Source organism: Ferrimonas pelagia (genome assembly GCF_039543565.1).
In the GTDB taxonomy this organism is placed as follows: Bacteria; Pseudomonadota; Gammaproteobacteria; order Enterobacterales; family Shewanellaceae; genus Ferrimonas; species Ferrimonas pelagia.
Genome location: NZ_BAABJZ010000026.1, coordinates 1 through 576 on the forward strand (window position 1 = coordinate 1; position 576 = coordinate 576).

The 576-nt window shown below is 53.0% G+C and carries 1 tRNA gene; it reads left to right on the plus strand.

Annotated features, from left to right (window positions below):
- Nucleotides 1–45 precede the first annotated feature (45 nt).
- Nucleotides 46–121: transfer RNA gene (locus ABEA08_RS09430), tRNA-Glu, on the plus strand.
- Nucleotides 122–576: the final 455 nt, after the last annotated feature.

Consider the following 576-nt stretch of genomic DNA (forward strand, 5'->3'; position numbering starts at 1 on the left):
TCATAAGAGATGCTCTTTTCATCGGAGTTTAAACGATGGTCCGGGGTCCCCTTCGTCTAGAGGCCTAGGACACCGCCCTTTCACGGCGGTAACAGGGGTTCGAATCCCCTAGGGGACGCCACTTATTCTCATCTTTGGATGATTTGTTGTCGTTAGATCTGGTAAGCACCGTGCTTACTCTGACGCCAACAAAGCCCTCCCGTTCAATAAGCACAGTGGCTTATTTGGGAGCAAAACGGTCACCCTCGGGTGGCCGTTTTGCGTTGTCGGCTTGAGTCCCGCTATCCTCCTTTGCGGTCAACCGGACGGCTACCGTGGCCAGCGCTGGCGTCGAGCGAAGGACGCTTCCTTTGCGCGCGCCTTATTGCTGCGTTGCTTGATTGATTTACAACTGGCCCACTGGATCGCCCGGGCCGATCCTTTCCCGGTCCTTGCTTGCGTGAGCTATCTTATACCAATTGCACTAAAAGTTTGATCTAATAGTGCTTTGATTAGTGACCCGAGCATCGACGATGCATACTTCCAGCGATTTCAAGCAACTTGCCAAGAAAGTCAGCGATTCGAGGATGAGAACGC